We start from the raw sequence: 25,531 nt of genomic DNA on the forward strand, positions 1-25,531 counted from the left end.
TGTCGTCGCCACCGCGCAGGGGCGCATTGCCACGGCAGAGGCCGCGCTGGAGTCTCAGAAGGCGCTCCTTATCGCGGCAAAGGAGCCGGTGACGGTCGCGGAAAAAGGCGCCATCAGCGAGATTGGCACGGCTAAAGCCGCCAAGAAGCAGGCGGAGTCCGCGCTGGTTTTAGCCAAGTCGAACCGCTCTCAGTCCGTGGCTATGCGAGAAAATATCGCCGCGCTCCGGCAGGCCGTGGCAGCGGCGGAAAGCCAGCTCGCACAAGCCCGTGCTCGGCTCGGGGAGACAGAACTTCGGAGCACGATCTCGGGGATTGTGACCGCTAAGCCCATAGACGAAGGCTCTAGCGTGACGGCAGGGCAGACGATTCTGACCATTCAGCAGCTCGATAGCCTCTATCTCACGGTGGGTGTCCCTGTGGAGCAGAGCAGTGCTGTTGGCATCGGCACCAAGGCGGAGGTAGTGCTGGATGCCCTCCCTGGAAAGCCATTTCTCGCGACGGTTGCGGAGGTCAATCCTGCCGCCGATCCCCAGAGCCGCCAGTTTATCGTGCGCTGTAAACTAGAGAATGCAAGCGGCAAGCTCCGCCCTGGGATGTTTGCACATCTCACCCTAGAGCTGCGGACGATCAATGCGGCTGTGGTCGTCTCCAGCGACGCGGTTAAGACAACCCCGAAAGGCTCCACGGTCACGGTGGTGGATGCGGAGAGCACTTCCTCTGTCCGTCAGGTGACGCTCGGTACCAAAGTCGGCAGCGATGTCGAGATTCTCTCAGGAGTCCGTGCCGGTGAGCGTGTCGTCATTCTGTCCTACTCACCCGTCAAAGACGGCCAGAAAGTCAAACCTGCGTCTGGGGCGTTGTCCGAGGTGAAGAAGTGAACATCGCGCGTTTCTCGGTTCAGCGGCCTGTCGCGGTGGTGATGCGTATTGCGGCGCTGGTGCTACTGGGCGTTGTCTGTCTGATGAAGCTTCCCGTGGACTTGCTGCCCAAGATCACCATTCCAACGGTCTTGGTCAGTACCACCTGGCCCAATGTCGCGCCGGAGGAGATGGAGACCCAGGTGACGCGGCCTATTGAGCAGGCGGTCTCGGCGGCACCAGGAATCCAGCTTATCAGCTCTAGCTCTACCACAGGTAGCTCGTCGGTGCGGGTGCAGTTCAACTGGGGGACGGATATCGGCCAGGCTGCCATTGATGTTTTGCAGCTTGTCCAGCGCGCCAAGCAGCAGCTTCCCGATGACCCGACTCTTCAGGCTCCGGTCGTTTATAAGTTCGATCCGGCCACACTTCCCATTCGCATCTACGGAGTCTCGGGGATCTCGGACATTGTCAAGCTTCGGAGCCTCTTGGCCAACGAGGTCTCACCGCTTTTAGCCTCTGCGGAGGGAGTTGCCACCGCCACCGTGACGGGAGGACAGACCCGCTCGATTATCATTGAAGTAGACCCCGTGAAAGTTCAGGCATATGGTCTGTCCATAGATCTGGTGCAGCGGCGGCTCTTGCAGGAGAATATCAATGTTCCCGCGGGGATCGCACGGCAGGGCGAGCGTGAGCTGACCATTCGCACGGTCGGGTACTTCAGCAGCCTCGCCGATGCCGAGAAGATCACGCTGGCACAGGTAAACGGACAGCCTGTACTCCTCACGGATGTCGCCAAAGTCGAGGACAGCCATCTGGAGACACGCATTCTGACGCGGCTTAACGGGGAGCCTGCTGCGAGTCTTGCGATTACGAAACAGAGCGAGGCCAACACGGTCGCCACTGCCGAGGCCATTGAGAAAAAAATTGAGCAGGTCAACAAGCTCTACCCGCAGCTCAAGTTCCAGGTGGCCTACGACCAGTCGGGCTTTATTCAGAACTCCGTCACGGATCTTCAGCACACGGCGATCATTGGGGGCGTGCTGGCGGTTCTGATCCTGCTGTTTTTCCTCCGCAATCTTCGGAGCACGTTAGTGGTGGCGCTCTCGATTCCGGTCTCGATCTTCTCGACGTTCTCGCTGCTCTACTTCTGTGGCTTCACGCTCAATACGATCTCGCTCTCAGGCCTGGCGCTGGCGGCGGGGCTGATCGTGGACGATGCCGTGGTGGTGCTGGAGAATAACTTCCGGCACATCGAGCGCGATAAGAAGTCCGCCGTGGAAGGAGCTGTCTCGGGGGCCAGCGAGATCACGAGTGCGGTTGTCGCTTCGACGATCACGGTGATGGTGGTCTTTCTTCCGATCTTGCTGATCAAGGGCCAGACAGGCCAGATGTTCACGCAGTTCGCGCTGGTGGTGATCTTCTCCATGGCGGTCTCGCTTTTGGATGCCACGACGCTGGTTCCGATGCTGGCCTCGCGCCTCATCCACCGCGAGGAGCTGGAGCAGGAAAAAGAGAGGCCGTCACGGGGCTTTTTTGGCTGGGCGGGACGCTATCTCGACAGCCTGGATGCCAACTACCGGCGCCGTCTGGCCTGGGCACTTTCTCATCGCTGGTGGGTTCTGGCAGGTGCCGCTTTGATCTCGGCGGCGAGCTATTTCTTTGTCCCGCTGATCGGCTCAGAGACACTGCCTCAGACCGATAGTGGCGACTTTACCGTGAGTGTCAAGCTTCCCATCGGCACGGCGTTTCTCAAGACCAGCGAGACCATGAAAGAGGTCGAGAAGCGGATTCTGGCCAACCCGGATGTCGAGACGGTCTTTGCCGCGTCCGGGGCGACCCTGAGCCTGCGTGGCTCGGTGCGGGATCAGGCAGGCCATATCGGAAGCGCAACCGTGCACCTCAAGGCTCACCGAAAGCTGCCCACACAGCAAGTCATCAAAGATGTCCAGAAGAGCCTGGGGAGTATTCCAGGGATCCGTGCCACGGTCTCGCCGTATGACCTGGTGACGCAGCTTCTCACGGGGGGCGCAACCAACATGGAGATTGATGTCTTCGGACAGGACAATAAGTCGGTTGCAGCTCAGGCCAAGAAGGTGATGGACGCGCTCAAGGGAGTGCCCGGCCTGGAGGCGCTTGACCTTGGTGTCCAAGACGCTACCCCAGAGCTCCAGTGGAAGATTGACCGCGACAAAGCCTCGGCGCTGGGTGTCTCGTTTGCCGATATTGCCAATACGATCAACTCCAGTACAGGCGGAGCGCAGGCGGGCTATTTCTTAGAGAAGGGCTACCAGTACCCGATCTACGTAATCCTACCCGAGAAAGATCGCAAGTCTGTGGAGTCCCTGGCGAATCTGGCGATTAGCCCCAAGAGTGGGGGTAAGCCGCTCTTGCTAAACCAAGTCGCGACGCCGTTTGAGACCGTCGGCCCCAACGAGATCACGCGGCTGGATCGGCAGCGCTATATCGCGGTGAACGGACGGCTGGCGGATCGCTCCCAAGGCGAGGTGGAGGCTGATGTGACCAAGATTCTGGAGAAAGTGGAGTTTGTGCCAGGTACCTACTGGGACTTTGGCCAGAACCAGAAACGGCGCGGCACCGAGTTCGCCGGTCTTGGCGTGGCGGTTGTGCTGGCCGTGGCGCTGATCTACATGCTCCTCGCGTCACAGTTCGAGTCCTTTGTCTACCCGCTGATCGTGCTGACGTCGGTGCCGCTCTGCGCGGTGGGTGTGGTGCTGGCACTCTTTCTCACAGGCCGCGCGTTTGGAATCACGGCCTTTATTGGCCTCTTGATGCTCGTTGGCATTGTCGTGAAAAACGGAATCCTCTTGGTGGACTACACGAATCAACTGCGAGAGCGGGGCACCCCGCGCGACGAGGCCATCCTCACCGCAAGCCCGACCCGTCTGCGCCCGATTCTGATGACCACGTCCGCAGCCGTTCTGGGAATGCTCCCGCTCGCGCTTGCTCTTGGGCAAGGCTCGGAGACCCAGGCTCCGCTCGCCACGGCCGTGATCGGTGGCTTGATTACGTCCACGGTTCTGACGCTTTTTGTCGTACCCTGCGTCTACACACTCTTCGATGATCTTGGCCAGCGCCTTCGGCGGCGATAGAGGTGAAATTGTCCCCGCTAGCTCGTTTATTGTGGCGGAATATTGGTATTCTGGTTCACACGCACTTCCATCCGGGTTTTGCCATCGTCATTGGAGACTTTAATATCTGCATTGACAGGGTTGCCATCCGGGCCGGGGAACTGGACTTTATAGCTGCCGGGTGGGATGTCTTTGAGATCGCTGACCCCAAGCTGTTTTTGGAGCAAGTCCGTGATGTTCGCACCACCAAACATGCCGCCGGGGCCGCCGGGGCTCCCGAAGGCCATCATGGGTTTGCGTGGGTTGCTGAGAATGTAGTAGGAAGTCAGATCTAGCTTCTTCACGAGAGGCGCGGCTTCTGCCTCGGTCATCACGCGGCCCATGACCTCTACCATTCCCGGCTTCGATGTCCCCACTTTGCCGCCAAAGAGGCTCGCCTGTGCAAAGGCATAGCGGGAGAGATTGTCTGCGGCGTAGCGCTTGCCCTCTTGCGGCTTGGGAAGATAGAGCTTGGCCCACGCAGCGCCATCGGGCAGCTTGCGGACGAGTGCATCAAGCTGCTCTTCGAGGTTCGTTTTCGTCGTGGCTTTCGCCAGTGCCGAGGCACGAAGCATCGCGAGGCTGGAGTCCACCAGCACATTTTGGCCGCTCTCTTGACCAAGCTGACGAACAATCAGGCTAACCACAACGTCGCGCTCGGTCTTGGGACGCGATGATGTCGAGGTTTCTTGCCCATGAGCAAGTGTGGATGCCAGCAGAAGTGTGCAGGCAAGTAAGGCGTATTTCATAAAATTTCGGTTTCTCCAGAGGTCAAGGACGAGATGACGCTACGATTCCGCGAATGCTACTTGAGATAGCCATGGTAGACCCCGAGCCAGTAGCCCAAGAGCCAGGCTCCAGGGTCGTCGGCGCCCTTCCCATCACCGCCGCTATCGGCCTCCCAGTAGCAGGCGTTCCAGCGACTCACGCGTCGCTCAGCGGGGGAGAGCACCCGGTCGGTCTCCATTCGATTGCGTCCACCACCGGGCGCAAGACGAAGAGTCACGTCCATCCGAGTACTATTTTTCATGGCCCACTCGGTCTGCTCCAGTGGCCAGTCTTGGAGGTTGAGCAGGGCGCTCTCCACATCGCACGAGTTGCCTGTCAGGCCGCCGTACATGAAGTTATAGAATGGGCTGGCCTCGGCCTTGATCGTCTGCTCGGTCAGCGACGGCTCCCAGGTCTTGGCGAGGCTCTGCGAGAGAATCTGCCGTCGCGCCGGGTCTTTCTCGAGGAGCATTAGTGGGTAATAAGCGAGGTATGCCAGCTCGTCATCGCTGTGATTCAGCTTCCACCAGGGATTGTTGCGCCGGTAGTTGAGCGTGTTGAGGAGATAGTGATGATTATTGATTAAATCTTCGTAGGCATCGTTGTAGCGCTTCTCACCCGTCAGATGATAGGCCACTTTCAGGTGCGAGAGAATCTCCAGCGAGTTTAGGCCACGCTCTTCTTTCCAGCGCGGGCTATCGTTCATCAGCGCGGGCTCCCAGTGTCCCCAGCGAGTGGGGCGCGTGGTGTGGTCACAGAGGGTGTAGTTATGATCGAGAATATGATCCGTCACGCGCTTGCACGTCGCAGCGATACGCTTCTTCTCCGTGGCATCGGCGACATGCTCGGAGTAGAGATACCAGGCGAAGTAGTGACCGTCTATCTCGTCGCTTGAGGTATCGCCCTTCACCCAGACATTTTTCTCAATCGGCGAGCGGAACCAGATCAGCGCCGTCTCGCCAGGCGCATTGACGGTTCCCTTGGGATCAAGCCCCGTGACTCCGGCCTTTAGCTCCTCGTCCGTAACCGTGGCGCGGGCAGGGAAGCCTGAGATTCCGGTGAGGCGCTCCAGCTCCAGAAGCGCGTTCAGTGATTTTTGCGCGAGAGTCCTGGCTGCCGGGTCTTTGGTCACGCCGTAGCGCAGGCACTCCGCCCCCAGATAGACCGCCGTCCAGAGTCCATCGTTGTCGCTGGCCTCGTGGAATGTTCCCAGCTCGGGCTTTCCGGCCACCTTATAGCTACAGTTGGAGACATAGCCACGCCGGTTGTGGTACTTGGCCGTGATGTTCTCAAAGTGTGTCGCTTTCTCCGCGAGCGTCATGGACTTCTCTTCCAGACAGGCAAACCCTGTGTCGGTCTCGACCCAGCAGCGGTTTTTTGCATCGCACCAGACCCGCTTCACATGATCACTGGGGAGCCAGCGGCGGCTGGCAAAGTACCGAAACTTGCCCTCCCGCAGCCGCCAGACCCCACTCTGCGTCCCACCCCATAAGTCGCCGTTGCTAGCCAGCGCCACACTGGTCATCCGAATCTGCGGCATGCCATCTTTATGGTCAATCGGCTGCCACCAGTCTTTTCCGTTGGTCAGCACTAAGCCAAAGGTCGTGGCGAGATACCAGTGACCTTTGCCGTCGGTGATGGCCTGCACGACATCAGTGTCCTCATCAATCTGTGGCTGATGCGGCTTGAAGGTAGTCGGAAGCTCGATGCGCACTGCCCCCCGGCCCGCGTCCAATGGGGGAGCAGCGGGAGCCTCAGCGGGGAGCGTGGCGAACTGACGAGAGAGAAGCTGGCCATAGGTGGCAGCAGGTGCGGTGAGAGCGGCAGGTATGGGAAGCAGCATTGCGAAATATTATCCTTTAGGGCGATGGGACGATGGGCTGTGCAAGATTCCCAGGAGAATCCTGAAAAGCTCAATGAGGTCTTCGGGGGATCGGTAGTAGTCGTGGAAGCTGGTGACCAATGTGGGAAGTGTCAAGGGAGTTCGTGAACTCATAGCCCCATTTTATCCCTTGAGGCCACTGAGGACAATTCCCTTGACAAAAGTCTTCTGGACGAGTAAGAAGACGAGAATCATCGGGAGGGTAATGACGGTTGAGGTGGCCATGAGCAGGTTCCACTGGCTCTCGTGGCGACCAAGAAACGACTGTAAGCCCAGCGCGAGCGTGTACTGGTTTTCGTCATGGAGGTAGATGAGCGGGCCTTGAAAGTCCGTCCAGGCTCCCAGAAACGCAAACAGACCCACCGTAGCGAGCGCGGGGCGTGCGAGCGGCAGGATCACGCGCCAGAAGATGCCAAAGTCCGAGCAACCATCGAGCCGCGCAGCATCGGAGAGCTCCTGGGGAATCGTCAGGAAGAACTGGCGCAGCAGAAAGATCGAGAACGGGTTGCCACAAAACGTGGGAATAATTAACGGCAACCAGGAGCCCGACCAGCCAAGCGTGCGAAAGAGCAGAAAGGTCGGCAGAAGGGTCACTTGCGCGGGCAACATGATGGTCGCCAGCATGATGAAAAACAGCGGCTCGCGAGCCTTGAACTTTAGCCGCGCAAACGCATACGCCGCGAGTGAGGACGCGAGGCATGTTCCCAGCACGGTCAGAGCGCAGATAAAGAGCGTGTTGCCCACGTAGCGCCAGAACGGGAAGCGCGAGAGGGCATCGGGGTAGTTCTTCCCGGCCACCGGGCTGGGAAGCCACTCCATGGTCGCCGTGAAGATCTTCTCCGGCGACTTGAGCGATGTGCTCACCATGAAGGCAAAGGGGGCCAGAAAGAGCAGGCCCAGCGCGATAAGAATGCCATAGCGGAGCCCTCTCATGCCTTTTCGCCCTCGTAGTAGACCCAGCGCGCCGACGATTTGAAGACCAGCCAGGTTGCGGCAATTGTCAGTAGAAATAGCACCCAGGCCATGGCGCAGGCGAGGCCCATGCGGAAGTACTCGAAGGCGTTCTGGTAGAGATAGAGTGCATAAAAGAGCGTGGACTTATCCGGGCCACCCTTGGTCATGAGAAAGGTCTGGGTGAAGTACTGGAACGTCCCGATGACACCTAGGATTAAGTTGAAGAAGATCACCGGTGAGAGCGACGGTAGCGTGATGTGGCGCAGGCAGTGCCAGCCGCTGGCACCATCCAGCTCGGCGGCTTCGTAGTAGTCTTGCGGGACACCTTGAAGCGCAGCCAGGTAGATCACCATGCTCCCCCCGACACCCCAAAGATCCATGAGGATGATCGCAGGCTTTGCCCAGAGCGGTGAGGCGAGCCAGGTGGGAGTGGGGATATGGAGCGTTCGTAGCGCTTCGTTAATCAGCCCGTGCTCGGGGTTGAGCAGCCAGAGCCAAAGCATGGAGCTGGCGACCGTCGGCACCAGCGCCGGCACGTAGAAGATCGTCCGAAAGAGCGCCATGCCCTTGAGCTTCTGGTTGAGCAAGAGCGCCAGAGCCAGTCCAAGTAAGAGTGAGAGGGGTAGCTCCAAAAACAAAAACGCCGTGTTGCCTAGAGAGGGCCAGAAAGTCTCGGTGTCGGTGAAGAGCTCTTTATAGTTCTCCAGCCCCACCCAGCGCGGCGGTGAGAGCACGCGGTAGTCCGTGAAGCTGAGGTAGAGCGTCGCGAGGACGGGGCCGATGGTAAAGACCAAAAGCCCGATGAGCCAGGGAGCGAGGAAGAGGAGGGCCACCCCCCCATCCCGCCTAGCCCCCGCTTGGCGGGGGTACAAAGAAGAGCTCATCGGTACTTCTCCAGCTCGCGGGAGACTTTGGCTTGGACGGTGCGTAGGGCATCTTCTGGGGATTTGCGCCCGTAGCGTACGGCATCGCAGGCGGCGGTGAGCTCACTTTGGTAGAGCGCGGCGACGGGAAGGACGGGGAAGTGGGAGGCGCGGGGGCTGTTAGCCAGATCCAAAAATCGCGCAAAGAGCCCTCGCCAAGGAGCGCCGGTTCGTAGCGTAGGCGCTTGCAAGATCGCCCGCTGGTTGGGAACCCCGTGCATTGTCTCCGCAAATCGGATCTGCCCGTCTACAGTCTGGCTCCACGTCAGAAACGCGAAGGCGTCGTCGGTGCGCTTGCCCTCGCGGGGCAGGCAGAAGAGATTTCCCCCGAGCCACGCGGTACCGGCAAGCTCGGGGCGGCTGGCGGGGTAGGGCAGGGGTGCGACTCCAATCTCCTCTCCCGGTGTGTACTTAAAGACCCAGTTGGCGTTCCACTGGCCCGAGAACTCCATCGCGGCGAGACCCTTGAAAAACGGATTGCTGGAGCCCATGTCTTCCGCAAAGCCCGCTGAGAACGCCTCGACCGCTTCGTTGCCGCCTTGTGCGTCCATTAGGCGCTTGTACCAGCGCAGTCCGTCGCTATTGTTAGGGTGATCCGCCGTGAGGCGCTCGGATTTTTCGTCCCAGAACTGAGCTCCTGCCGCACCCAGTAGCTGCACGGCTTCGGGGGGACGCAGGCCGATCTGGGTGATCCGACCCGAACTATCGCGCTTGGTGAGGCGCTTGCACAGCTCCTCCAGCTCTTCGAGGGTGCGCGGCGGCTCTTTGATGAGCCTTTTATTGTAGAGAAGCACCATGCAATCGAGCAGGTAGGGGATGGCGTAGAGCTTGCCCCGGAAGCGACACTGGCTGAGTGCACCGGGCGTAAAGTCAGCGTCTTTGAGCCCCGCGGTGACAAAGAGCTCGTCGAGGGGCCGGAGCGCTTGATTTGCCGCGAGGGCCCCAAGCGCCGAGGGGTCTTTGAGAGTGAAGAGGTCGGGGGGAGCGCCTGCGACTAATGCCCGGATGGTTTTATCGTCCGCAACCGACGGTAGGTTCTCGATGGTGGGATCGTAGGCACGCAGAACATTGCGAAAGACCGTCTCCTCATCACCGCCCCACATGCTCCAGACCCGCAAGCCACGCTGCGTTGGGGGATTTTTGGTACAGCCAGCGGCGAGGGCCAGGGTGAGTAGGGTGACGGAGCGCATGACGACATCCTAACCCAAGTGCGCAGATCAGACAAGGCTTTTATTGCGGAGTGCATTGACGCTGATACGGGTAGCGTCTACAATAGAGCCATGACCTCAACGATGCATGGTAAGCTTGCTGTTTTTGGACTCGCTGCCCTGATGAGCATGGCCGCGCTTGCTGCGCCACAAAGGCCAGAGCTGGTGCGCTTCAACCGGGATATTCGCCCGATCCTCTCAGACAACTGCTTTGCGTGCCATGGCCCCGATAAGAACAAGCGCTCGGCGAATCTGCGGCTCGATCAGCCGAATCGTGCGGTGGTTGCGGGCGATATTCTGGCAAGTGAGCTGGTGAGCCGTATCAATAAGCCTAGCGACGATGCCTTACAGATGCCCCCAAGCACGTCGCATAAAAAGCTAACGGCAGAGCAGAAACGGCTTCTCATGCGCTGGATCGGCGAGGGAGGCAAGTATGAGGGGCACTGGAGCTTTGGCCCCCTCGCCCCCACGCGTGGGGGAAGCATTGATGGGTTAATCGCCGCACGCCTCACCAAAGAGAAGCTTGCGCCAGTGCCACTGGCGGATAAACGGACGCTGATCCGGCGGGTGTCGCTGGATGTCACGGGGCTGCCTCCGAAGCCCGAGCGGGTTGCGGCGTTTGTGGCAGATTCCCGGCCCGATGCCTATGCGAAGCTAGTAGACGAGCTACTTGCCTCGCCGCACTACGGCGAGCGCATGGCGGTGCCGTGGCTCGATGCAGTGCGCTATGCCGATACGGTGGGCTACCACGGCGACCAGAACATGAACGCATGGGCCTACCGCGACTGGGTGATTGAGGCGTTTAATGCCAACATGCCCTTTGATCGGTTCACAAAAGAGCAGCTTGCCGGGGACTTATTGTCAAACCCGACCCCCAGCCAGCTCACGGCGACGTGCTTCAATCGTCTGAACATGGTAACCCGTGAGGGGGGAGCGCAGCCGAAAGAGTATCTCCACAAGTACGCCACGGACCGCGTCCGCACGGTGGGGATGGCGTGGATGGGGCTCACCACAGGCTGTGCCGAGTGCCATGACCACAAGTTCGACCCGTTGACCCAGCGGGATTTTTACTCTTTGGCGGCATACTTCGCCGACGTGAAACAGTGGGGCGTCTATGCCGACTATGGCTACACGCCCAACCCCGACCTGCGGGGTGTCAACAACGACTATCCGTTCTTTCCAGAAATTACTGTCGAGAGTAAGTATCTCAAGCAGCGAATTGCCCAGCTCCAGGGCCAGATCGAGAAACTTGCCGCGCCGCTCTCCATAAGCCAGAGCTGGCTTGGCGCGATGAACTCCTACTACCAGGCCAACCCCGATGGCTGGGAGAGCGACGAGAAAGTTGTCGTGACAGGTGCTAAGGCGACCGATGTGGTGCGGACACTCTCGCCCCAGCAACGCGCAATTGCGAGTGTGCGGCTGGAGCTTTTCCCGATGGAGGGGAGCCTTTTTCGTAAAGGAGTGCGCTCGGAGACGGTGATGCTGAATCTGGCGGTGATGGGCAAAGACGGTAAGCTGAAAAATCTCGCGGTTCGACATGCCGCCGCCAGCGCTTTTGAGCCCACCTACCGCAACTCGTTTGCCCTGCTCGGGGTGCAGCGCGGTTGGAAGCTGGTCGGAAGTCAGGCAACCGTCCCCCAGGCTGCTGTCTATCGTTTAGAGAAGCCCGTCACCCTGACCGACGGCGAGACGCTTCGGGCCACTCTGCCAAGCTGCGATCTGGCAAGCTTCCAGCTGAGTACATCACCACTCGTGCCCCGCAACCCCGATGGTCTCACTCTCCCCGATAAAGCCCTCACGCCACGTGACTACCTCCTCGCGACAGCAGATGACGCCGAGGCATTTACCAAAGCGAAGGCGCTGGAGGCCGAGATTACGAGCTATCGAGGTGGCCAGACTCCCGTGATGGTGACTGAGAAGGCAAAAACGCCACTGACCATGCGCATCGTCCCCCGTGGCAACTGGCAGGATGAAACCGCGCCCGTCGCAAACCCCGCAACCCCTGGGTTTTTACCGAAACCAACTCAGGGAACCCGGCTAGAGCTTGCCAACTGGCTGATGGACAAGAGCAACCCTCTTACCTCACGGGTTTTTATCAATCGACTCTGGAAGCACTTCTTTGGCGTCGGGCTCTCGCCTAGCATCGAGGATCTCGGGGCACAGGGCGAGCCGCCGACCTACCCGGAGCTGCTTGACACGCTGGCCGCTGACTTTCAGCGCGACTGGAATGTCAAGCGGGCCGTGAAGCAGCTCGTGCTGAGCGAGGCGTATAGAAGGTCGTCGGTGATGAGCGCGGCGCAGAAACTAAAAGATCCGCAGAACAAGCTCTGGGCATCACAGAACCCACGGCGGCTGGAGGCGGAGTTCGTGCGCGACAATGCGCTGGCCATCGCGGGGCTGCTGAATCCGTCGGTGGGCGGCCCACCTGCAATGCCCTACCAGCCCGAGGGCTACTACGCCCCATTGCAGTTCCCCGACCGCAGCTATGTCGCGGATAAGAGTGACTCACAGTGGCGGCGTGGGGTCTACATGCACTGGCAGAGGACGTTTCTGCACCCGATGCTCGCCAGCTTCGATGCCCCCAACCGTGACGAGCCTTCGTGTACGCGAACGCTTGCCAACACGCCGCAGCAGGCCCTGACGCTCCTCAACGACCCCGAGTTTGTGGAGGCGGCGCGGGTCTTTGCGGGGACTCTAAAAGCCAAGATCGACGATGCCAAGCTCACCGAAATTTATCAGCGGGCACTGGCACGTGCTCCCAAGCCACAGGAGCAAAAGTCACTGCTGGCTTTCTTAACAAAAGTCCGCGCCGAGTACGCCTCCCGCCCCGACGATGCCAAGAAGCTCCTCGCCATCGGCAACAGCCCGGTTCCCATGGGAGACGCCAATGAGCTGGCGAGCTGGGCCATGGTCTGCCGCGTCGTTCTGAACCTGCACGAGACAATCACAAGGTACTAAGCTATGTTCGATCAAGAAGCGTTTATCCAAAGCGTCAACCGGCGCACGTTTTTAAAGCAGTCTGCCTATGGGGTCGGGGGATTGGCCCTTGGTGCCTTGTTTGGCGCAGAAGCACGCGCCGATAGTGGGAAGCTGCCGCACTTTGCGCCACGCATCAAGCGGGTGATCCATCTCTGCATGGCAGGCGGGCCGAGCCACTTAGAGACCCTGGACTGGAAGCCGAAGCTACGTGAGCTCCATGGGCAGCCTTTTCCGTCGTCGTTTACCAATGGGCAGCAGCTAGCCCAGCTCCAGAACGCGGTCTTGAAAGCCTTTGGGCCGCAACATGAGTTCACGAGCTACGGCAAGAGCGGTCTGTATCTGAGCACGGCACTTCCTCGGATTGGGAGCCTCGCCGATGATATCTGCGTCGTGAAGTCCATGGTGACGGAGCAGATCAACCACGACACGGCGCATGCGTTTATGAACTCGGGCTCGATCCTCAAGAGCCGCCCGAGCATGGGCTCTTGGGTGCTCTATGGGCTGGGAGCCTCGACCAAGAACCTGCCAGGCTTTATCGTGCTGACGTCGCAGGGGCGGGGTGGGGCACAGCCCGTCTCCGCGCGCCAGTGGTCGTCGGGGTTTCTGCCCAGCAAGTTCCAGGGCGTCCAGCTCCAGACGCGCGGCGATGCCGTTCACTATGTCGGGAGCCCGGAAGGGGTCTGCCAGAGCACCCAACGCTTAGTCGTCGAGGAGATCGCGCGGCTCAATGGAATGCTCGCCGCCGAGAAGACCGACCCGGAGATCACCACGAGAATTGCCCAGTACGAGCTGGCCTTTAAGATGCAGGCGTCGGTGCCGGAGCTGACGGACATGGCAAAAGAGACCCAGGCGACGCTTGATCTCTACGGTGTCAAGAAGCCGGGCGATGGCACTTTCGCGAGCAACTGCCTGCTGGCTCGCCGATTAGCGGAGCGCGGCGTGCGCTTTATCCAGCTCTACCACCGTGGCTGGGATCACCATGGCGGCGTCAAGAACGGCATCACGCAAGCCGCCGCCGAGTGCGACCGCGCCACTTGGGCGCTGATCACGGACTTAAAGCAGCGCGGGATGCTCGACGACACGCTGGTAATCTGGGGCGGGGAGTTTGGCCGCACTCCAATGGGCCAGGGTGATGGGCGCGACCACCACATCAACGCCTTCTCGATCTTTCTTGCGGGCGGCGGAATCAAAGGCGGAACCACCTACGGCAACACCGACGAGCTGGGCTACAAGTCCGTCGAGAATGTTGTTAGCGTTCATGACCTTCACGCCACCATGCTCCATCTCTTCGGCATAAACCACGAGCGCTTCACGGTCAAGTTCCAGGGCCTAGATGCCAAGCTCAGCGGCGTCGAACCCGCCCGAGTGGTCAAGGAGATTCTCACATAACTGTCAGATGAAAATCGTGCCAAATCTTTCTTCCAGTTGGGAACGAGCTACCAACATTTCTTCTATCGCTGCCTGCTGTCGCTGAGTGCATTCAGCGCAAAATACCAAGCAGGTGTCTGGGGATGCTAGGATTTGTGGCAGTGGTTGCTGCCGAAGATGGATTTCCTCACAGCAACTGGAACAGGTGGAATCAGTGGGATGGCGAAGCGTAGGTATCTGGCTGTTCCCCAATGTTGCCAGGTTTCGGATGCTGGTTTCATACTGGTCGATCCAGAAAAATCGGTCGATATTGCTCGGAAAATGAGTTCGACAAAGGATGCGCAGCTTGTCAAGACAGGTCAAGCACTCCGTCCATAATTCTGCTCGAACGATACTGGACGCAACTGTCATCTTCTGCCCATTTCCCATGATGGCATCTATCAAGCCTGAAGCGCGGAAGATGTGCTCGGTCATGGGGGAGTCGAGTTCAAGCACCGGCGAGTTCCAGTCTTGCTGTATGACAGAGAGTGCTGGTGGTGACGGTGCTCATAAATCCATTCTACCGTGCTGGCAGGGGACTCAGAAACGGAGTTTAACTTAAATTTGGGGAACTGAAGACGTATTTTTTTTGCTATCGTACTCAGTGAAGAAAGAATTCGGTACACTTAAAGCAATGAACCGTAAACTCCAACCGGTCTTGTTTTGTTTGCCACTGGCGGCTCTTGTCGCGATGGGAGCGACCGCACGGCCTCAGCAAAAGAAACCCGCAGCAGCGCCGAAGAAACCAGCGGCAGACAAGCCGAGCACGGGGGGCTTTGAGCGGGATGTCGCGCCTCTGGTGAAGAAGTACTGCGTGAGCTGTCATGCGGCTCCCAAAGGCACCGGTGGGGTGAGCCTGAGCGCGGAGAAAACCTTTCAGGCGGCTCTGAAAAATCGAGCGGTCTGGGAACAAGTCAGCTCGGCGGTACTGGAGAGCCGAATGCCGCCTGCCGGTGTCCCGCAGCCCAGTGCCGCTGAGCGAAAGCGCCTCGGAGAGACACTGGAGAGCCTGTTTTCACAGGTGGACTGCCAGATCAATGACCCTGGTCGGGTGACCATGCGCCGTTTGAATCGCGCGGAGTACAACAACACCGTGAGGGATCTGCTCGGGGTCACGCTCCGCCCCGCCGATGACTTTCCCAACGACGATGTGGGCTACGGCTTCGACAATATCGGGGATGTGCTCTCGATCTCGCCGCTGCTGATGGAGAAGTATCTCAATGCCGCGGAGAAAGTGGCGGCAGAGGCGGTGGTGCTGCCGGGCAATGGCCCCAAGGCACAGCGCGTGACGGCGCGTGCTTTGGCGGGACTGGGAAATGCGGGGGGCGACTCTGGAGAGGGCTACGAGCTAGGGCGTACGGGCGACACGGCCACCGCCAGCTTTGACTTTCCCACCGCCGGAACGTATAAAGTGCGAATCCAGGCCTACGGGCAGCAGGCCGAGCCGCGTCCCGTGAAGATGGGGGTCTCGCTGAGTGGGAAGCAAGTGCAGAGCATAGATGTCCCCGCAACCGCGCAGAATCCCCAGCTCTCCGAGCTCACGGTTACGATTCCTAGGGCAGGGAGCTACAAGATCGGGGCGACGTTTCTCAACAACAACGACCAGGCTCCCGAGGATCTTCCGTTTCGCCGAAAGGGCCAGGACCGGAACCTCTACATCAACTACATCGAGGTGCAGCTTCCTGAGAGTGTGAAGCACGGAATTGCGCTCGTGCTCCCTAAAGACAGCTCGGATGCGGCGTGGGACGATGCCACTTGGACGACTCTGGGAGGGCTTGCAAAGCGTGCCCTGCGGCGGCCCGTAACCCCGCAAGAGAAGACTAAGCTCATCGGGCTGGCGCGGCTGGCGCGGGAGAAAAAAACCACGGCAGAGTTTGCTGAGGGCGTGCAGCTTGCGCTCCGTGCCGTTCTGTCCTCCCCGAGCTTTATCTTCCGCCCCGAGCCCGATGCCAAGCCCAACGACCCTACGGCACGGCGGCTTCTGAATGACTACGAGCTGGCCACCCGCCTCTCGTATTTCTTGTGGTCGTCGCTGCCCGATGATGAGCTTCTGACGCTGGCGGATCAAGGAAAGCTCAAAGACACGACCGTGCTCGTTGCCCAGGCGCGGCGTATGCTCAAGAGCCCCAAGGCGGCGGCGCTGGCGGAGAACTTCGCGGGGCAGTGGCTCCAGCTCCGCAAGCTTGCCGTCGTCCAGCCCGATGACACCACGTTCAAGCCGCCCTTGCGCAAAGCCATGGAGACTGAGGCGCTACGGTTCTTTACCGGCGTGGTGCAGGAAGACCGGAGCGTCCTGGAGTTTCTGGATGCCCGCTACACCTACCTCAACGAGACCCTCGCCGAGCACTACGGGATCTCCGGCGTGACAGGTGAGGCGTTTCAGCGGGTGACGCTCACGGACAACCAGCGCGGGGGGCTTCTTGCGATGGCGGGTGTCTTGACCCTCACCAGCAACCCCAACCGAACGTCGCCGGTGAAGCGTGGTAAGTGGGTCTTGGACAACTTCCTGGGGACACCGCCGCCGCCACCGCCGCCCAATGTGCCGGAGCTAGACAAGCCTGGTGGCCCGATCGTTGCCGAGACACTTCGTAAGCGTCTCGAAATCCACCGCACGAACCCGGCTTGTGCCAACTGTCACTTGCAGATGGATGCGATTGGCCTGGCGCTGGAGAACTACGACCTGATCGGGCGCTGGCGCATGAACGATGGCGGGAAGGCAATTGACACATCGGGTGTGCTCCCGGATGGCAGTAAGTTCAATGGCCCTGGTGAGCTAAAAAAAGTGCTGCTCACAAAGAAAAGTCAGTTCACCCACACGCTCACGGATCGGCTCCTGACCTACGCACTGGGCCGTGGGATCGAGCGCACGGATCGCTGCAACCTTGACAGCATGACAAAATCGGTAGAAAATAAAGGCTATAAGTTCTCGGCGATTGTCGAGGCCGTGGTCACGAGCCCGCCGTTTCGAGAGCGGCGCGGTGACGAATCGGGAAAGAAAGTGGCAAAGCAATGAGGCATCTATTGCCTCTCGCCTAGCTGACGGCGTAGCAGGGTGATCTCGGCTTCCATTGCCGCAAAACGCCGGTCAATGAGAACATCTCTGGCTTGGCGTATAGCTTCCTCATACTGGCGGGTTCGGTGGGCGATAAGTTGGGAGCGATTGAGGCGTAATACCTCGATATGGACTCTCCCACGCTCCGTGAGACCGATCAGGCGATGATCCAGGGCTTCGATAAGATGCAGGGTGAGATCATCCTGTTTGGGGTGAAGAAGTTGCTGATTGGGGGCGATGCTCCACCAGTCGCCTTTGAAGGAGTTACAGGCAGGGCAACAGTACACCAGATTCTCTGTGCCATGTGCTCCACCGTGGATGCGGGGCTGGAAGTGGTCGCGGGTGAGCCGCGCTCCCACATCGTCTTCGTGGACACCACAGTAACCACAACGAAATTGATAGCGCTGGCGGAGTGAGAGGCGCGGCATTGCAGGGTTTCAGGCGGCTTGTTGCCACTCACGGCGAATGGCATTGGCCTCGTCTAAGAGCTGGCGTAAGTGCTGGAGGAGGGCTTCTTCACGGGCCAGTAGCGCTTCACGCTGCTGTATTCGCTGTGCATGTCTCCAAGCTTGCTGCTCCGAATGGGCCACGGCGGGAGCGAGTTGCCGTGCTTCATTGGCATCACATTCCGCAAGGTAGCGCTCTAGTGCTTGCAACTCCACTTCGGTAAGCGTCTCGCCGCGGACGCTGCGGTGGTGAAGTTCGGTCATGTTCATGTTTTTGATTATATCGCGGTATAATTTTCTCATGAACACAGAAGCTTTAATCTCGCGACGGACGATCTTGCGGGGGCTGGGAACCGCGATGGCGCTTCCTTGGCTGGAAGTGGCGCAGGCCCAGACGACTAAAGGGGGCCAAAAAAGATCCGAAGCCCCTGTGCGTATGGCGTTTTTGTTCGTGCCTAATGGCATCAACATGAAGCACTGGGTTCCCAGCACGGACGGTGCACTGGGGACACTACCCTCGACACTGGCACCTCTCGATGGGCTCAAGAGCCACTTCAATGTCTTAACGGGCCTGAGCCAGTACGGCGCGGAAGCTCAGAAAGATGGTGCTGGGGATCATGCGCGCTCGGCGGCGGCATGGCTGACGGGCTGCCATCCGAAGAAGACCAATGGCGCAGATATTAAGGCGGGGCCCTCAGCGGATCAGATCGCGGCCCTGAAGCGTGGTCACCAGACTCTCTTTCCGAGCCTAGAGCTTGGCTGTGAGCGCGGCTCGATGGCAGGCAACTGCGACTCTGGCTACTCGTGCGCCTACTCGCACACGATCTCTTGGCGCTCCGAAACATCGCCCGTCGCCAAAGAGACCGACCCGCGCCTGGTATTTGAGCGCCTGTTCCGTGTGGACGATCTCCGGGAGTCTGCTGAGGCGCGGGCAAAGCGCAAGCGCTACAACCAGAGTATCTTGGACTTCGTGCAAGACGATGCACTGACTCTTCAGAAAAAGCTCGGGGCACATGATCGGCAGAAGCTCGACGAGTACTTTACTGGGATTCGGGAGATCGAGCGCCGGATTGCGTTTTTGGAGGACGCCCGCAAAGCCACGGGAGTCAACCCCGAGAAGTTCAATGCGCAGCTTCCCAACGGGGGGCGGCGTGGCAACCCCGACTATCCGGAGCAGATCAAGCTTCTTGGGGACATGATGGTGCTGGCGTTTCAGGCGGATATCACGCGGATCTCGACCTTCATGTTCGCCGACGAGGGCTCGGGGCATGCGTACCAGAACCTTGGGATCAAAGATGGTCACCACGATCTATCTCACCACGGCCGGGTTGAGGAAAAGCTGGAGAAGCTGCGCCAGATCAACCAGTACCATGTTGAGCAGCTTGCCTATATTCTGAATAAGATGCAGGGCATCAAAGAAGGCAGCCGCACGCTCCTGGATAACACGATGCTGGTCTACGGCGGCGGAATCAGCGATGGTGACCGACACAACCACAATGACCTGCCAATCTTGCTCTGCGGCGGTGGTGGCGGCATGATCAAGACCGGTCGTCATGTCCGCTACCCCGACAAGACTCCGATGGGCAACCTGCTAATCACCATGCTGGATCGCTTTGGGGTTCCTGGTGAAACCCTGGGGGACTCCACCGGAAAACTCTCCCAGTTGTTTTAGTTCCCCGAGACGCTATCGAGCCCCTGAAAAACCCGCATTAGTGTCTCGCGCTGATGCGGGGGCATCGGTGGGCCCATTAGCGCCTGAGCATTGGCTTCCAGGTGCGCCGGGTTTCCCGTCCCCGAGAGCACGATGTCAATGCCCGGCTCGTCGCGGCAGAACTGGTAGGCTCGCTGGGTAGTATCGCCTTCTGGGAAGACCGTGAGTGCCTCGTCGGGAAGCTGGCCGCTGGCGACAAGCTCTGCGAGAAGCGTTTTGAGGGCATCCGGGTTGCTCAAGACGCGGCGCACGGCGAACATGCAGAGCGTCCCGATGTTCTTTGCTTGCGTGTGGGCAAGAACCCGCTCCCGCGCCGACTGATTGAGGATATTAAAGCCCACCATCACGACGTCCCAGCAGCTGTCGTTTGCTACCGCCGGGCCAAGCATGGCGTGCTGTGGATCGGGGCCAAACGCCTCCGTGATTCCCAGAAAGCGAACCTTGCCTTCGTCGCGCAGCTCCAAAAGTGCGGGAACCAGCTCGCTCTGGCAGTAGGCGTACTCGTCAGTGGTGACGCCATGGAGGTTCAAAAGATCGACGTAGTCGGTCTGAAGGCGTGTAAGATTTCCCTCGAAGCGTGTCTTGAACGCCGATTTCGTGGAGAAGCTCTCGCCACTCTTCGGCCCCAGCTTCGTTGAGATCACCACGCTCTCACGTGGTGTCTTCGCCAGCACCAGCGCCTTGCCGACTGCTATCTCGGTCTTGTAGCTCTCGGCGGTGTCGATAAAATTAATGCCCCGCTCCAGCGCCTTGTGTACCACCGAGATTGCATTGGCTTCGTCTTTTCCCGTCGCCAGGCCCAATCGGCTGTGTCCACCGCAGCCCAGGCCCATCTTGCTAACCAAAAGGCCCGTTCGGCCCAGCGTGGTGAAGTTCATGGCTAGAGTGTACCCGCCCACGAATTAGCCTCTGCGAAAAGGACTGTAAGCAGGTTGGATACCAAGGATGGGTAGAAGAGCAATATGCCAATCTTCCCATAGGAACGTGAGATGCCTGAGACTATGCTATTTTCGTACGAAGGTATCTGCCGCGCTTTTGTGGAACAGGTGCTCGAAACTCGAAAGAGAAATTTTAATGAACTCACAGCGTTTTTCGGTTGCGACACCACAGCCGCGCACCGACGAAAACTCTAAAATAGCGCACCAGCAGCTCGTTGCCAAGGCCAAGACCGGCGGGATTGATCTCTATTTCCTAGGCGACTCCATCACCCGGCGCTGGGGCTGCACCGACCCCGTTTGGTCGGCGATGCTCACTAACTGGAAGCAGAACTTCTTTGGCTGGAACGCGGGTAACTTCGGGTGGGGCGCGGATGGGATTCAGAACATCCTCTGGCGCATCCAGAACGGCGAGCTTGAGGGCGTCCATCCCAAAGTGATCGTGATTCTGGCGGGAACCAACAATATCGGCTCCCATCCCGCCCCCAGTCCGCAAGCGGCGTTGGAAAAAGTGACGGGGATCGTGGAGGGGATTCAGGCGCTCATCAAGACCTGCCGAGAGAAAGCCCCCAAAGCAAAGATCATTGTCACAGGCATTTTCCCACGCAACGATAATAAAGCCGTCTTGCCTGAGATCGCGCTTGTGAACCAGGCAGTCGCCAAGCTCGCCGATGGAGAGAGTGTCTTCTATCTCAACGTCAACGACAAGCTCGCCGATGCCCAAGGAAATCTGTTCGAGGGCATGACGGGGGATCGGCTCCATCTGTCGGTAAAAGGCTATCAGGTCTGGGCTGAGGGGCTGAGCCCACTCTTAACAAAGTTCCTCGGAAAACCCGCCAGCACCGACCATGCCCCACCTCCCACCGGCGATCCTTCCCTCACGCGGCCCAAGTAGGCGATGGCGAACTATCCCATTCCCGAGCGCTTGAGCGCAACGTGCCCGCATAAACCCGAGTGGCGCGAGTGGCTCGGAAACCTGCCGTCGGTTTTATCGGAGCTAGAGCAGCGCTGGGAGCTCGTGCTGGGCGTGCCGTTTGAGGGCCCGAATGTCTCCTGCTCTTGGGTGGCTCCCGCGCGGCGCAAAGACAGCACGTCGGTGATCTTCAAGATGGGCCTCCCGGCGATGGAGAGCCGGGATGAGCTTGCGGGACTGCGCTTCTGGGACGGCGATCCGACGGTATTTCTCTACGAATCTGATGAGGCGCACAACGCTTTTCTGCTAGAGCACTGCGAGCCCGGGACACTGCTCAAAATGCTCCCGGAACCCAAGCAAGATGACGTGCTCGCCGCGCTGCTCAAGCGCCTCTGGCGCAAGCCCTCCGAGCCGCATGTCTTTCGTCACCTCTCGGAAATGCTGGTGTTTTGGGGGAGAGAGACGCGCATGGACGAAGCTCGCTGGCCCGATCCCGGGTTGGTACGGGAAGGTTTAAGGCTCTTTGAGGAGCTTTCACGGCCCGATGACAAAAGTGACGTGCTCCTAGCCACCGATCTTCATGCCAGCAATATTCTCGCCGCACAGCGCGAGTCGTGGCTCGTGATAGATCCCAAGCCCTTTGTCGGGGATGCGGCCTACGATGCCACGCAGCATCTCCTGCACAACTGCACCGAGCGCCTGCGCACCGACCCGTTCGCCACAATGCGGCACTTCGCCGATTTGCTCGGGGTGGACGACGCCCGTGTGCGGCTCTGGATGTTTGCCCGTGCCGCCGCCGACCCGCGCGATAACTGGGACGATCTTTCTCTCGCTCGCCTGCTCGCTCCGTGACGCGCTATAATACGAGTCATGGAAAACAGAGAACTGACACGGCGGTCGTTTTTGGGAGTATCGGCAGCGGCGACACTGGGGCTGGCCATGCCTGCGGCGGCAAAAAAGCGCGTGCCTATCGGGCTGGAGCTCTACTCGGTGCGGGATATGCTGGCCAAAGACCTGATGGGCACGGTGCGCGAGGTGGCCAAGCAAGGCTATGAGGTGGTGGAGTTCTACTCGCCCTACCAGAGCTGGACGGTGGAGTACGCCAAAGACGTCCGCAAGCTCCTCGATGAGCTGAAGATCAAGTGCCTCTCGACGCACAATGGCCGCAATGCACTCACGGGGGATGGGCTAAAAAAGGCGATTGAGCTCAATCAGATTCTTGGCTCTAAGACCATTGTCACGGCAAGCCCGGGCCGTGTTCAGACCCAAGACGACTGGAAAAAGCTCGCCGATGAGCTTACGGCGGCATCGCAAGCCCTTAAGCCACTGAAGATGCGTGTCGGCTACCACAACCACCAGACAGAGTTTCGCGAGCTTGAAGGCGGCTTCCGTCCGATCCAGCTTCTGGCAAAAAACACCCCCAAAGATGTCACGCTCCAGTTCGACGTGGGCACTTGTATGGAGGTTGGCTACGATCCCATTGCCTGGGTCAAGGAAAACCCCGGACGTATCCGCTCACTGCACCTGAAAGACTGGGGCAAGGCTGAGGGCTACAAAGTCCTCTTTGGCGAGGGCGAGACCCCCTGGGCGAAGCTGCTCGACCTCGCCGCGAGCAAAGGCGGCGCAGAGTGCTTCCTGATTGAGCAAGAAGGCAGCCGGTTTCCCTCACTGGAGACCAGCCAGAAGTGCCTGGAGAACTACCGAAAGCTCCGTGGTAAGTCGTGAGTGTTTCCATCACCGTGGATGCTGCAAAGAAGCTCGGGCCGCTGAAGCCGATCTGGCGCTTCTTTGGGGCCGATGAGCCCAACTACGCCTACATGAAAGACGGCAAGAAGCTGCTCAAAGACCTAGGCAAGCTCGGCAAGCCACAGGTATTTTTCCGGGCGCACAGCCTGCTCTGCACCGGCGATGGGACGCCCGCGCTGAAGTGGGGGAGCACCAATGCCTACACCGAAGATGCGCAGGGCAACCCCATCTACGACTGGACAATCGTGGATCGTATCTTCGATGCCTATCTCAAGAACAACGTCAAGCCCTATGTCCAGATCGGGTTCATGCCCAAGGCACTCTCAACAAAGCCCGAGCCCTACCAGCACTCCTGGACGCCGAAAGCCAAGTACGAAGAGATCTACACCGGCTGGGCGTACCCGCCCAAAGACTGGGACAAGTGGGGCGAGCTGGTCTACCAGTGGACCGCGCACTGCGTCAAGAAGTGGGGCAAGTCCGAAGTCGAGAGCTGGTGGTGGGAGGTCTGGAACGAGGCCAATATCGGCTACTGGCGCGGCACGCCCGAGGAGTTTCGCAAGCTACACACAGTTGCCATTGCCGCGGTGCGGCGTGCGCTTCCCACAGCACGCGTCGGCGGCTCGGATGTGGCGGGGGATGGGGGGCAGTTCCAGCGGGACTTCTTCACGCACTGCCTCAAGAACAACTCCCCGCTGGACTTTGTGAGCTTCCACGCCAAAGGCGCACCGACCTTTGTCGATGGCCATGTGCGTATGGGAATCGCCGCCCAGCTCCGCACCATTGACGCGGGCTTCAAGATAATCGCCTCGTATCCAGAGCTGAAAAACAAGCCTATTGTCATTGGCGAGTCCGACCCAGATGGCTGCGCGGCGTGCCAGGGACCACAGCTTGGGTACCGCAATAGCACCATGTTCTCCAGCTACACGGCGGCGGTCTTCGCCCGCAAGCATGAGCTCGCCGACCGGCATGGGGTCAATTTAGAGGGCGCACTGACCTGGGCCTTCACCTTTGAAGACCAGCCGCTCTTTGCCGGTTTCCGCCAGCTCGCCACCGGCGGCCTGCCACTGCCCGTGCTCAATGTCTTTCGGATGTACGGCAAGATGGACGGTGAGCGCCTCGCCACGCAGAGCAGTGCGGGGCTTTCCCTGGATGCCATAATGCGTGACGGCGTGCGAAGCACTGCCCCGGATATCTCGGCTCAGGCGGCGATCTTGGGGAAGAAAGCCTGGGTACTAGTCTGGCACTACCACGACGATGAGCTTGCCGGGCCGGATGCGGAGATTGCGCTGACTCTCGAAAACCTGCCCAAGACCCGAGGAGCAGCAAAACTGGTGCACTGGCGCATTGATGAGAACCACAGTAATGTCTTTACGGCATGGAAATCTATGGGATCGCCACCAAAGCCAACCACAGCCCAATATTCCCGGCTCGAAGCCGCCAGCAAGCTGGAGCCGCTCGCGCCTCCCGTAAGCGTGATCATAGAAGCGAGCCGCGTGATGCTCCCCTTCACCCTCCCTCGGAGCGGTGTCTCACTGTTGCAGCTGGAGTGGCGTTAGAAACGTTATTGTTGATCCCAAGGCGCTCCGCCATCTGGCTGCCGTAGTGGGGATCGGCTTTGTGGAAGTGGCGAAGCTGGCGCACCTGGATGTCGCGCGGCACCGATTTGAGCGCCGCCACTAAGTTGCCAATCAGCTGCGCCTTTTGGTCGCTCGTCATCAGGCGATAGAGAGCGCCTGCCTGCTGGAAATCCTCGTTGCCCTCGTGGTGATCGAAGCGATCGGCATCGCCACTAAGTTGCAAGGGCGGCTCTTTGACGGTCGGGTTTTCTACCGGGCCATTGAAGCTATTGGGCTCGTAGTTGACGAATCCGATACCGTTGCTATCAAAGCGCATCTCGCCGTCACGGTGGTAGGTATTTACGGGGCTGTGTGGCTCATTGATGGGAAGTGCTGCGTAGTTGATTCCGAGGCGGTAGCGATGGGCATCCGGGTAGGAAAGCAGCCGCGCTTGCAGCATCTTGTCCGGCGATGCGCCCATTCCCGGTGGCATGTTCCCCGGCTCAAAGGCCGCTTGCTCCACCTCTGCGAAGTAGTTCTCCGGGTTGCGGTTCAGCTCCAGCATCCCCACATCAATGAGCGGGTAGTCACGGTGTGGCCAGACTTTTGTCAGGTCAAAGGGGTGGATGGGGTAGCTCCCTGCCTCTATTTCAGGCATGATTTGGATCTGCACCCGCCAGCGTGGATAGTCATCACTAAGTATCGCATCATGCAGGTCGCGGCGGTGGTAGTCCAGATCTGTGCCCGCGATCGCCGCGGCTTCGTCGTTGGTGAGGGTCTTGATGCCCTGGACGGTCTTGAAGTGCCACTTCACCCAGAAGCGCTCGCTTGCGTCGTTCCACAGACTGTAGGTATGGCTGGAGTAGCCGTTCATGTTGCGCAGCGTTGCGGGAATTCCTCGGTCTGAGAAGAGAATCGTCACCTGGTGCAGCGACTCGGGCGAGAGGCTCCAGAAGTCCCACTGCATCACATTGTCGCGCAGGCCCGTGGCGGGATCGCGTTTTTGTGAGTGGATAAAGTCGGAGAACTTGAGGGGATCGCGGACAAAGAAGACCGGTGTG

At 59.5% G+C, this 25,531-nt stretch carries 20 protein-coding genes; 10 read left to right on the forward strand and 10 right to left on the reverse strand.

Going from position 1 to position 25,531, the window contains the following annotated elements:
• Both AC1XOS_RS04425 and AC1XOS_RS04430 read left to right on the forward strand, forming a co-directional pair.
• Positions 1–880: efflux RND transporter periplasmic adaptor subunit (locus AC1XOS_RS04425; RefSeq protein WP_481961008.1), on the forward strand; the 880-nt coding region annotated here is incomplete at its 5' end.
• On the forward strand, positions 877–3,972 hold the full coding sequence (locus AC1XOS_RS04430) for an efflux RND transporter permease subunit (RefSeq protein ID WP_481961009.1): 3,096 nt from the start codon (positions 877–879) through the stop codon (positions 3,970–3,972). The genes AC1XOS_RS04425 and AC1XOS_RS04430, both read left to right, overlap by 4 nt.
• 26 nt (positions 3,973–3,998) lie before the next feature.
• Here the strand turns inward: AC1XOS_RS04430 and AC1XOS_RS04435 are convergent, their stop codons facing one another.
• Genes AC1XOS_RS04435 through AC1XOS_RS04460 form a run of 6 tightly spaced genes read right to left on the reverse strand, consistent with a single transcriptional unit; the run spans position 3,999 to position 9,707 of the window.
• Positions 3,999–4,739 carry a hypothetical protein gene (locus AC1XOS_RS04435; protein WP_481961010.1) on the reverse strand — a complete coding sequence of 247 codons (741 nt, stop codon included), beginning with the start codon at positions 4,737–4,739 and terminating at the stop codon, positions 3,999–4,001.
• Positions 4,740–4,795: 56 nt separating this feature from the next.
• Positions 4,796–6,601 (reverse strand): hypothetical protein, encoded by a 1,806-nt coding sequence (locus tag AC1XOS_RS04440; RefSeq protein ID WP_481961011.1) that lies wholly within the window; start codon positions 6,599–6,601, stop codon positions 4,796–4,798.
• 9 nt (positions 6,602–6,610) lie between these two features.
• A complete protein-coding gene (locus AC1XOS_RS04445) occupies positions 6,611–6,754 on the reverse strand; it encodes a hypothetical protein (RefSeq protein ID WP_481961012.1) in 144 nt (47 codons plus the stop codon).
• Positions 6,755–6,763: 9 nt separating this feature from the next.
• On the reverse strand, positions 6,764–7,573 hold the full coding sequence (locus tag AC1XOS_RS04450) for a carbohydrate ABC transporter permease (protein WP_481961013.1): 810 nt from the start codon (positions 7,571–7,573) through the stop codon (positions 6,764–6,766).
• Positions 7,570–8,478, reverse strand: a complete 909-nt coding sequence (locus AC1XOS_RS04455) for a carbohydrate ABC transporter permease (RefSeq protein ID WP_481961014.1) — start codon at positions 8,476–8,478, stop codon at positions 7,570–7,572. Before AC1XOS_RS04455 ends, AC1XOS_RS04450 begins: the two co-directional genes overlap by 4 nt.
• Positions 8,475–9,707: an extracellular solute-binding protein gene (locus AC1XOS_RS04460; protein ID WP_481961015.1), complete on the reverse strand. Its 1,233-nt coding sequence runs from the start codon at positions 9,705–9,707 to the stop codon at positions 8,475–8,477. The genes AC1XOS_RS04455 and AC1XOS_RS04460 overlap by 4 nt, the downstream gene beginning before the upstream one ends.
• Before the next feature lie 90 nt (positions 9,708–9,797).
• On the opposite strand from AC1XOS_RS04460, the gene AC1XOS_RS04465 reads away from it, so the two are divergent.
• The 3 genes from AC1XOS_RS04465 to AC1XOS_RS04475 all read left to right on the forward strand — a co-directional run bounded on the left by AC1XOS_RS04465 (position 9,798) and on the right by AC1XOS_RS04475 (position 17,124).
• On the forward strand, positions 9,798–12,683 hold the full coding sequence (locus AC1XOS_RS04465; protein WP_481961016.1) for a PSD1 and planctomycete cytochrome C domain-containing protein: 2,886 nt from the start codon (positions 9,798–9,800) through the stop codon (positions 12,681–12,683).
• A 3-nt stretch (positions 12,684–12,686) separates the two neighbouring features.
• Positions 12,687–14,093, forward strand: coding sequence for a DUF1501 domain-containing protein (locus tag AC1XOS_RS04470; protein WP_481961017.1), 1,407 nt, complete (start codon positions 12,687–12,689; stop codon positions 14,091–14,093).
• A gap of 652 nt (positions 14,094–14,745) precedes the next feature.
• Positions 14,746–17,124: a DUF1592 domain-containing protein gene (locus AC1XOS_RS04475; RefSeq protein WP_481961018.1), complete on the forward strand. Its 2,379-nt coding sequence runs from the start codon at positions 14,746–14,748 to the stop codon at positions 17,122–17,124.
• 5 nt (positions 17,125–17,129) lie between these two features.
• Here AC1XOS_RS04475 and AC1XOS_RS04480 read toward each other — a convergent pair whose 3' ends face one another.
• A complete protein-coding gene (locus AC1XOS_RS04480; RefSeq protein ID WP_481961019.1) occupies positions 17,130–17,591 on the reverse strand; it encodes an HNH endonuclease in 462 nt (153 codons plus the stop codon).
• Positions 17,592–17,600: 9 nt separating this feature from the next.
• Positions 17,601–17,879, reverse strand: coding sequence for a hypothetical protein (locus AC1XOS_RS04485; protein WP_481961020.1), 279 nt, complete (start codon positions 17,877–17,879; stop codon positions 17,601–17,603).
• A gap of 31 nt (positions 17,880–17,910) precedes the next feature.
• On the opposite strand from AC1XOS_RS04485, the gene AC1XOS_RS04490 reads away from it, so the two are divergent.
• Positions 17,911–19,281, forward strand: a complete 1,371-nt coding sequence (locus AC1XOS_RS04490; RefSeq protein ID WP_481961021.1) for a DUF1552 domain-containing protein — start codon at positions 17,911–17,913, stop codon at positions 19,279–19,281.
• Here AC1XOS_RS04490 and AC1XOS_RS04495 read toward each other — a convergent pair.
• A complete protein-coding gene (locus tag AC1XOS_RS04495; protein ID WP_481961022.1) occupies positions 19,278–20,198 on the reverse strand; it encodes an aldo/keto reductase in 921 nt (306 codons plus the stop codon). The genes AC1XOS_RS04490 and AC1XOS_RS04495 overlap by 4 nt on opposite strands.
• A 196-nt stretch (positions 20,199–20,394) precedes the next feature.
• Between AC1XOS_RS04495 and AC1XOS_RS04500 the strand changes: the two genes are divergently transcribed.
• From AC1XOS_RS04500 to AC1XOS_RS04515, 4 genes are read left to right on the forward strand one after another with little or no spacing between them, the layout of a single operon-like run.
• A complete protein-coding gene (locus AC1XOS_RS04500) occupies positions 20,395–21,150 on the forward strand; it encodes a GDSL-type esterase/lipase family protein (RefSeq protein WP_481961023.1) in 756 nt (251 codons plus the stop codon).
• 3 nt (positions 21,151–21,153) lie between these two features.
• Complete coding sequence (locus AC1XOS_RS04505) at positions 21,154–22,020, forward strand: aminoglycoside phosphotransferase family protein (protein ID WP_481961024.1); 867 nt, start codon at positions 21,154–21,156, stop codon at positions 22,018–22,020.
• Positions 22,021–22,038: 18 nt separating this feature from the next.
• Positions 22,039–22,893 carry a sugar phosphate isomerase/epimerase family protein gene (locus tag AC1XOS_RS04510; RefSeq protein WP_481961025.1) on the forward strand — a complete coding sequence of 285 codons (855 nt, stop codon included), beginning with the start codon at positions 22,039–22,041 and terminating at the stop codon, positions 22,891–22,893.
• Positions 22,890–24,470: a GH39 family glycosyl hydrolase gene (locus AC1XOS_RS04515; protein ID WP_481961026.1), complete on the forward strand. Its 1,581-nt coding sequence runs from the start codon at positions 22,890–22,892 to the stop codon at positions 24,468–24,470. Before AC1XOS_RS04510 ends, AC1XOS_RS04515 begins: the two co-directional genes overlap by 4 nt.
• Here the strand turns inward: AC1XOS_RS04515 and AC1XOS_RS04520 are convergent.
• Positions 24,421–25,531: catalase (locus AC1XOS_RS04520; protein ID WP_481961027.1), on the reverse strand; the 1,111-nt coding region annotated here is incomplete at its 5' end. The two genes, AC1XOS_RS04515 and AC1XOS_RS04520, sit on opposite strands and share 50 nt — an antisense overlap.

The sequence above is a fragment of the Armatimonas sp. genome (assembly GCF_964826245.1).

Coding starts and splice junctions, on each gene's coding strand:
- AC1XOS_RS04435 (WP_481961010.1), bottom strand. CDS start 4,739: ATGAAATACGCCTTACTTGCCTGCACACTTCTGCTGGCATCCACACTT.
- AC1XOS_RS04440 (WP_481961011.1), bottom strand. CDS start 6,601: ATGCTGCTTCCCATACCTGCCGCTCTCACCGCACCTGCTGCCACCTAT.
- AC1XOS_RS04445 (WP_481961012.1), bottom strand. CDS start 6,754: ATGAGTTCACGAACTCCCTTGACACTTCCCACATTGGTCACCAGCTTC.
- AC1XOS_RS04450 (WP_481961013.1), bottom strand. CDS start 7,573: ATGAGAGGGCTCCGCTATGGCATTCTTATCGCGCTGGGCCTGCTCTTT.
- AC1XOS_RS04455 (WP_481961014.1), bottom strand. CDS start 8,478: ATGAGCTCTTCTTTGTACCCCCGCCAAGCGGGGGCTAGGCGGGATGGG.
- AC1XOS_RS04460 (WP_481961015.1), bottom strand. CDS start 9,707: ATGCGCTCCGTCACCCTACTCACCCTGGCCCTCGCCGCTGGCTGTACC.
- AC1XOS_RS04465 (WP_481961016.1), top strand. CDS start 9,798: ATGACCTCAACGATGCATGGTAAGCTTGCTGTTTTTGGACTCGCTGCC.
- AC1XOS_RS04470 (WP_481961017.1), top strand. CDS start 12,687: ATGTTCGATCAAGAAGCGTTTATCCAAAGCGTCAACCGGCGCACGTTT.
- AC1XOS_RS04475 (WP_481961018.1), top strand. CDS start 14,746: ATGAACCGTAAACTCCAACCGGTCTTGTTTTGTTTGCCACTGGCGGCT.
- AC1XOS_RS04480 (WP_481961019.1), bottom strand. CDS start 17,591: ATGCCGCGCCTCTCACTCCGCCAGCGCTATCAATTTCGTTGTGGTTAC.
- AC1XOS_RS04485 (WP_481961020.1), bottom strand. CDS start 17,879: ATGAACATGACCGAACTTCACCACCGCAGCGTCCGCGGCGAGACGCTT.
- AC1XOS_RS04490 (WP_481961021.1), top strand. CDS start 17,911: ATGAACACAGAAGCTTTAATCTCGCGACGGACGATCTTGCGGGGGCTG.
- AC1XOS_RS04495 (WP_481961022.1), bottom strand. CDS start 20,198: ATGAACTTCACCACGCTGGGCCGAACGGGCCTTTTGGTTAGCAAGATG.
- AC1XOS_RS04500 (WP_481961023.1), top strand. CDS start 20,395: ATGAACTCACAGCGTTTTTCGGTTGCGACACCACAGCCGCGCACCGAC.
- AC1XOS_RS04505 (WP_481961024.1), top strand. CDS start 21,154: ATGGCGAACTATCCCATTCCCGAGCGCTTGAGCGCAACGTGCCCGCAT.
- AC1XOS_RS04510 (WP_481961025.1), top strand. CDS start 22,039: ATGGAAAACAGAGAACTGACACGGCGGTCGTTTTTGGGAGTATCGGCA.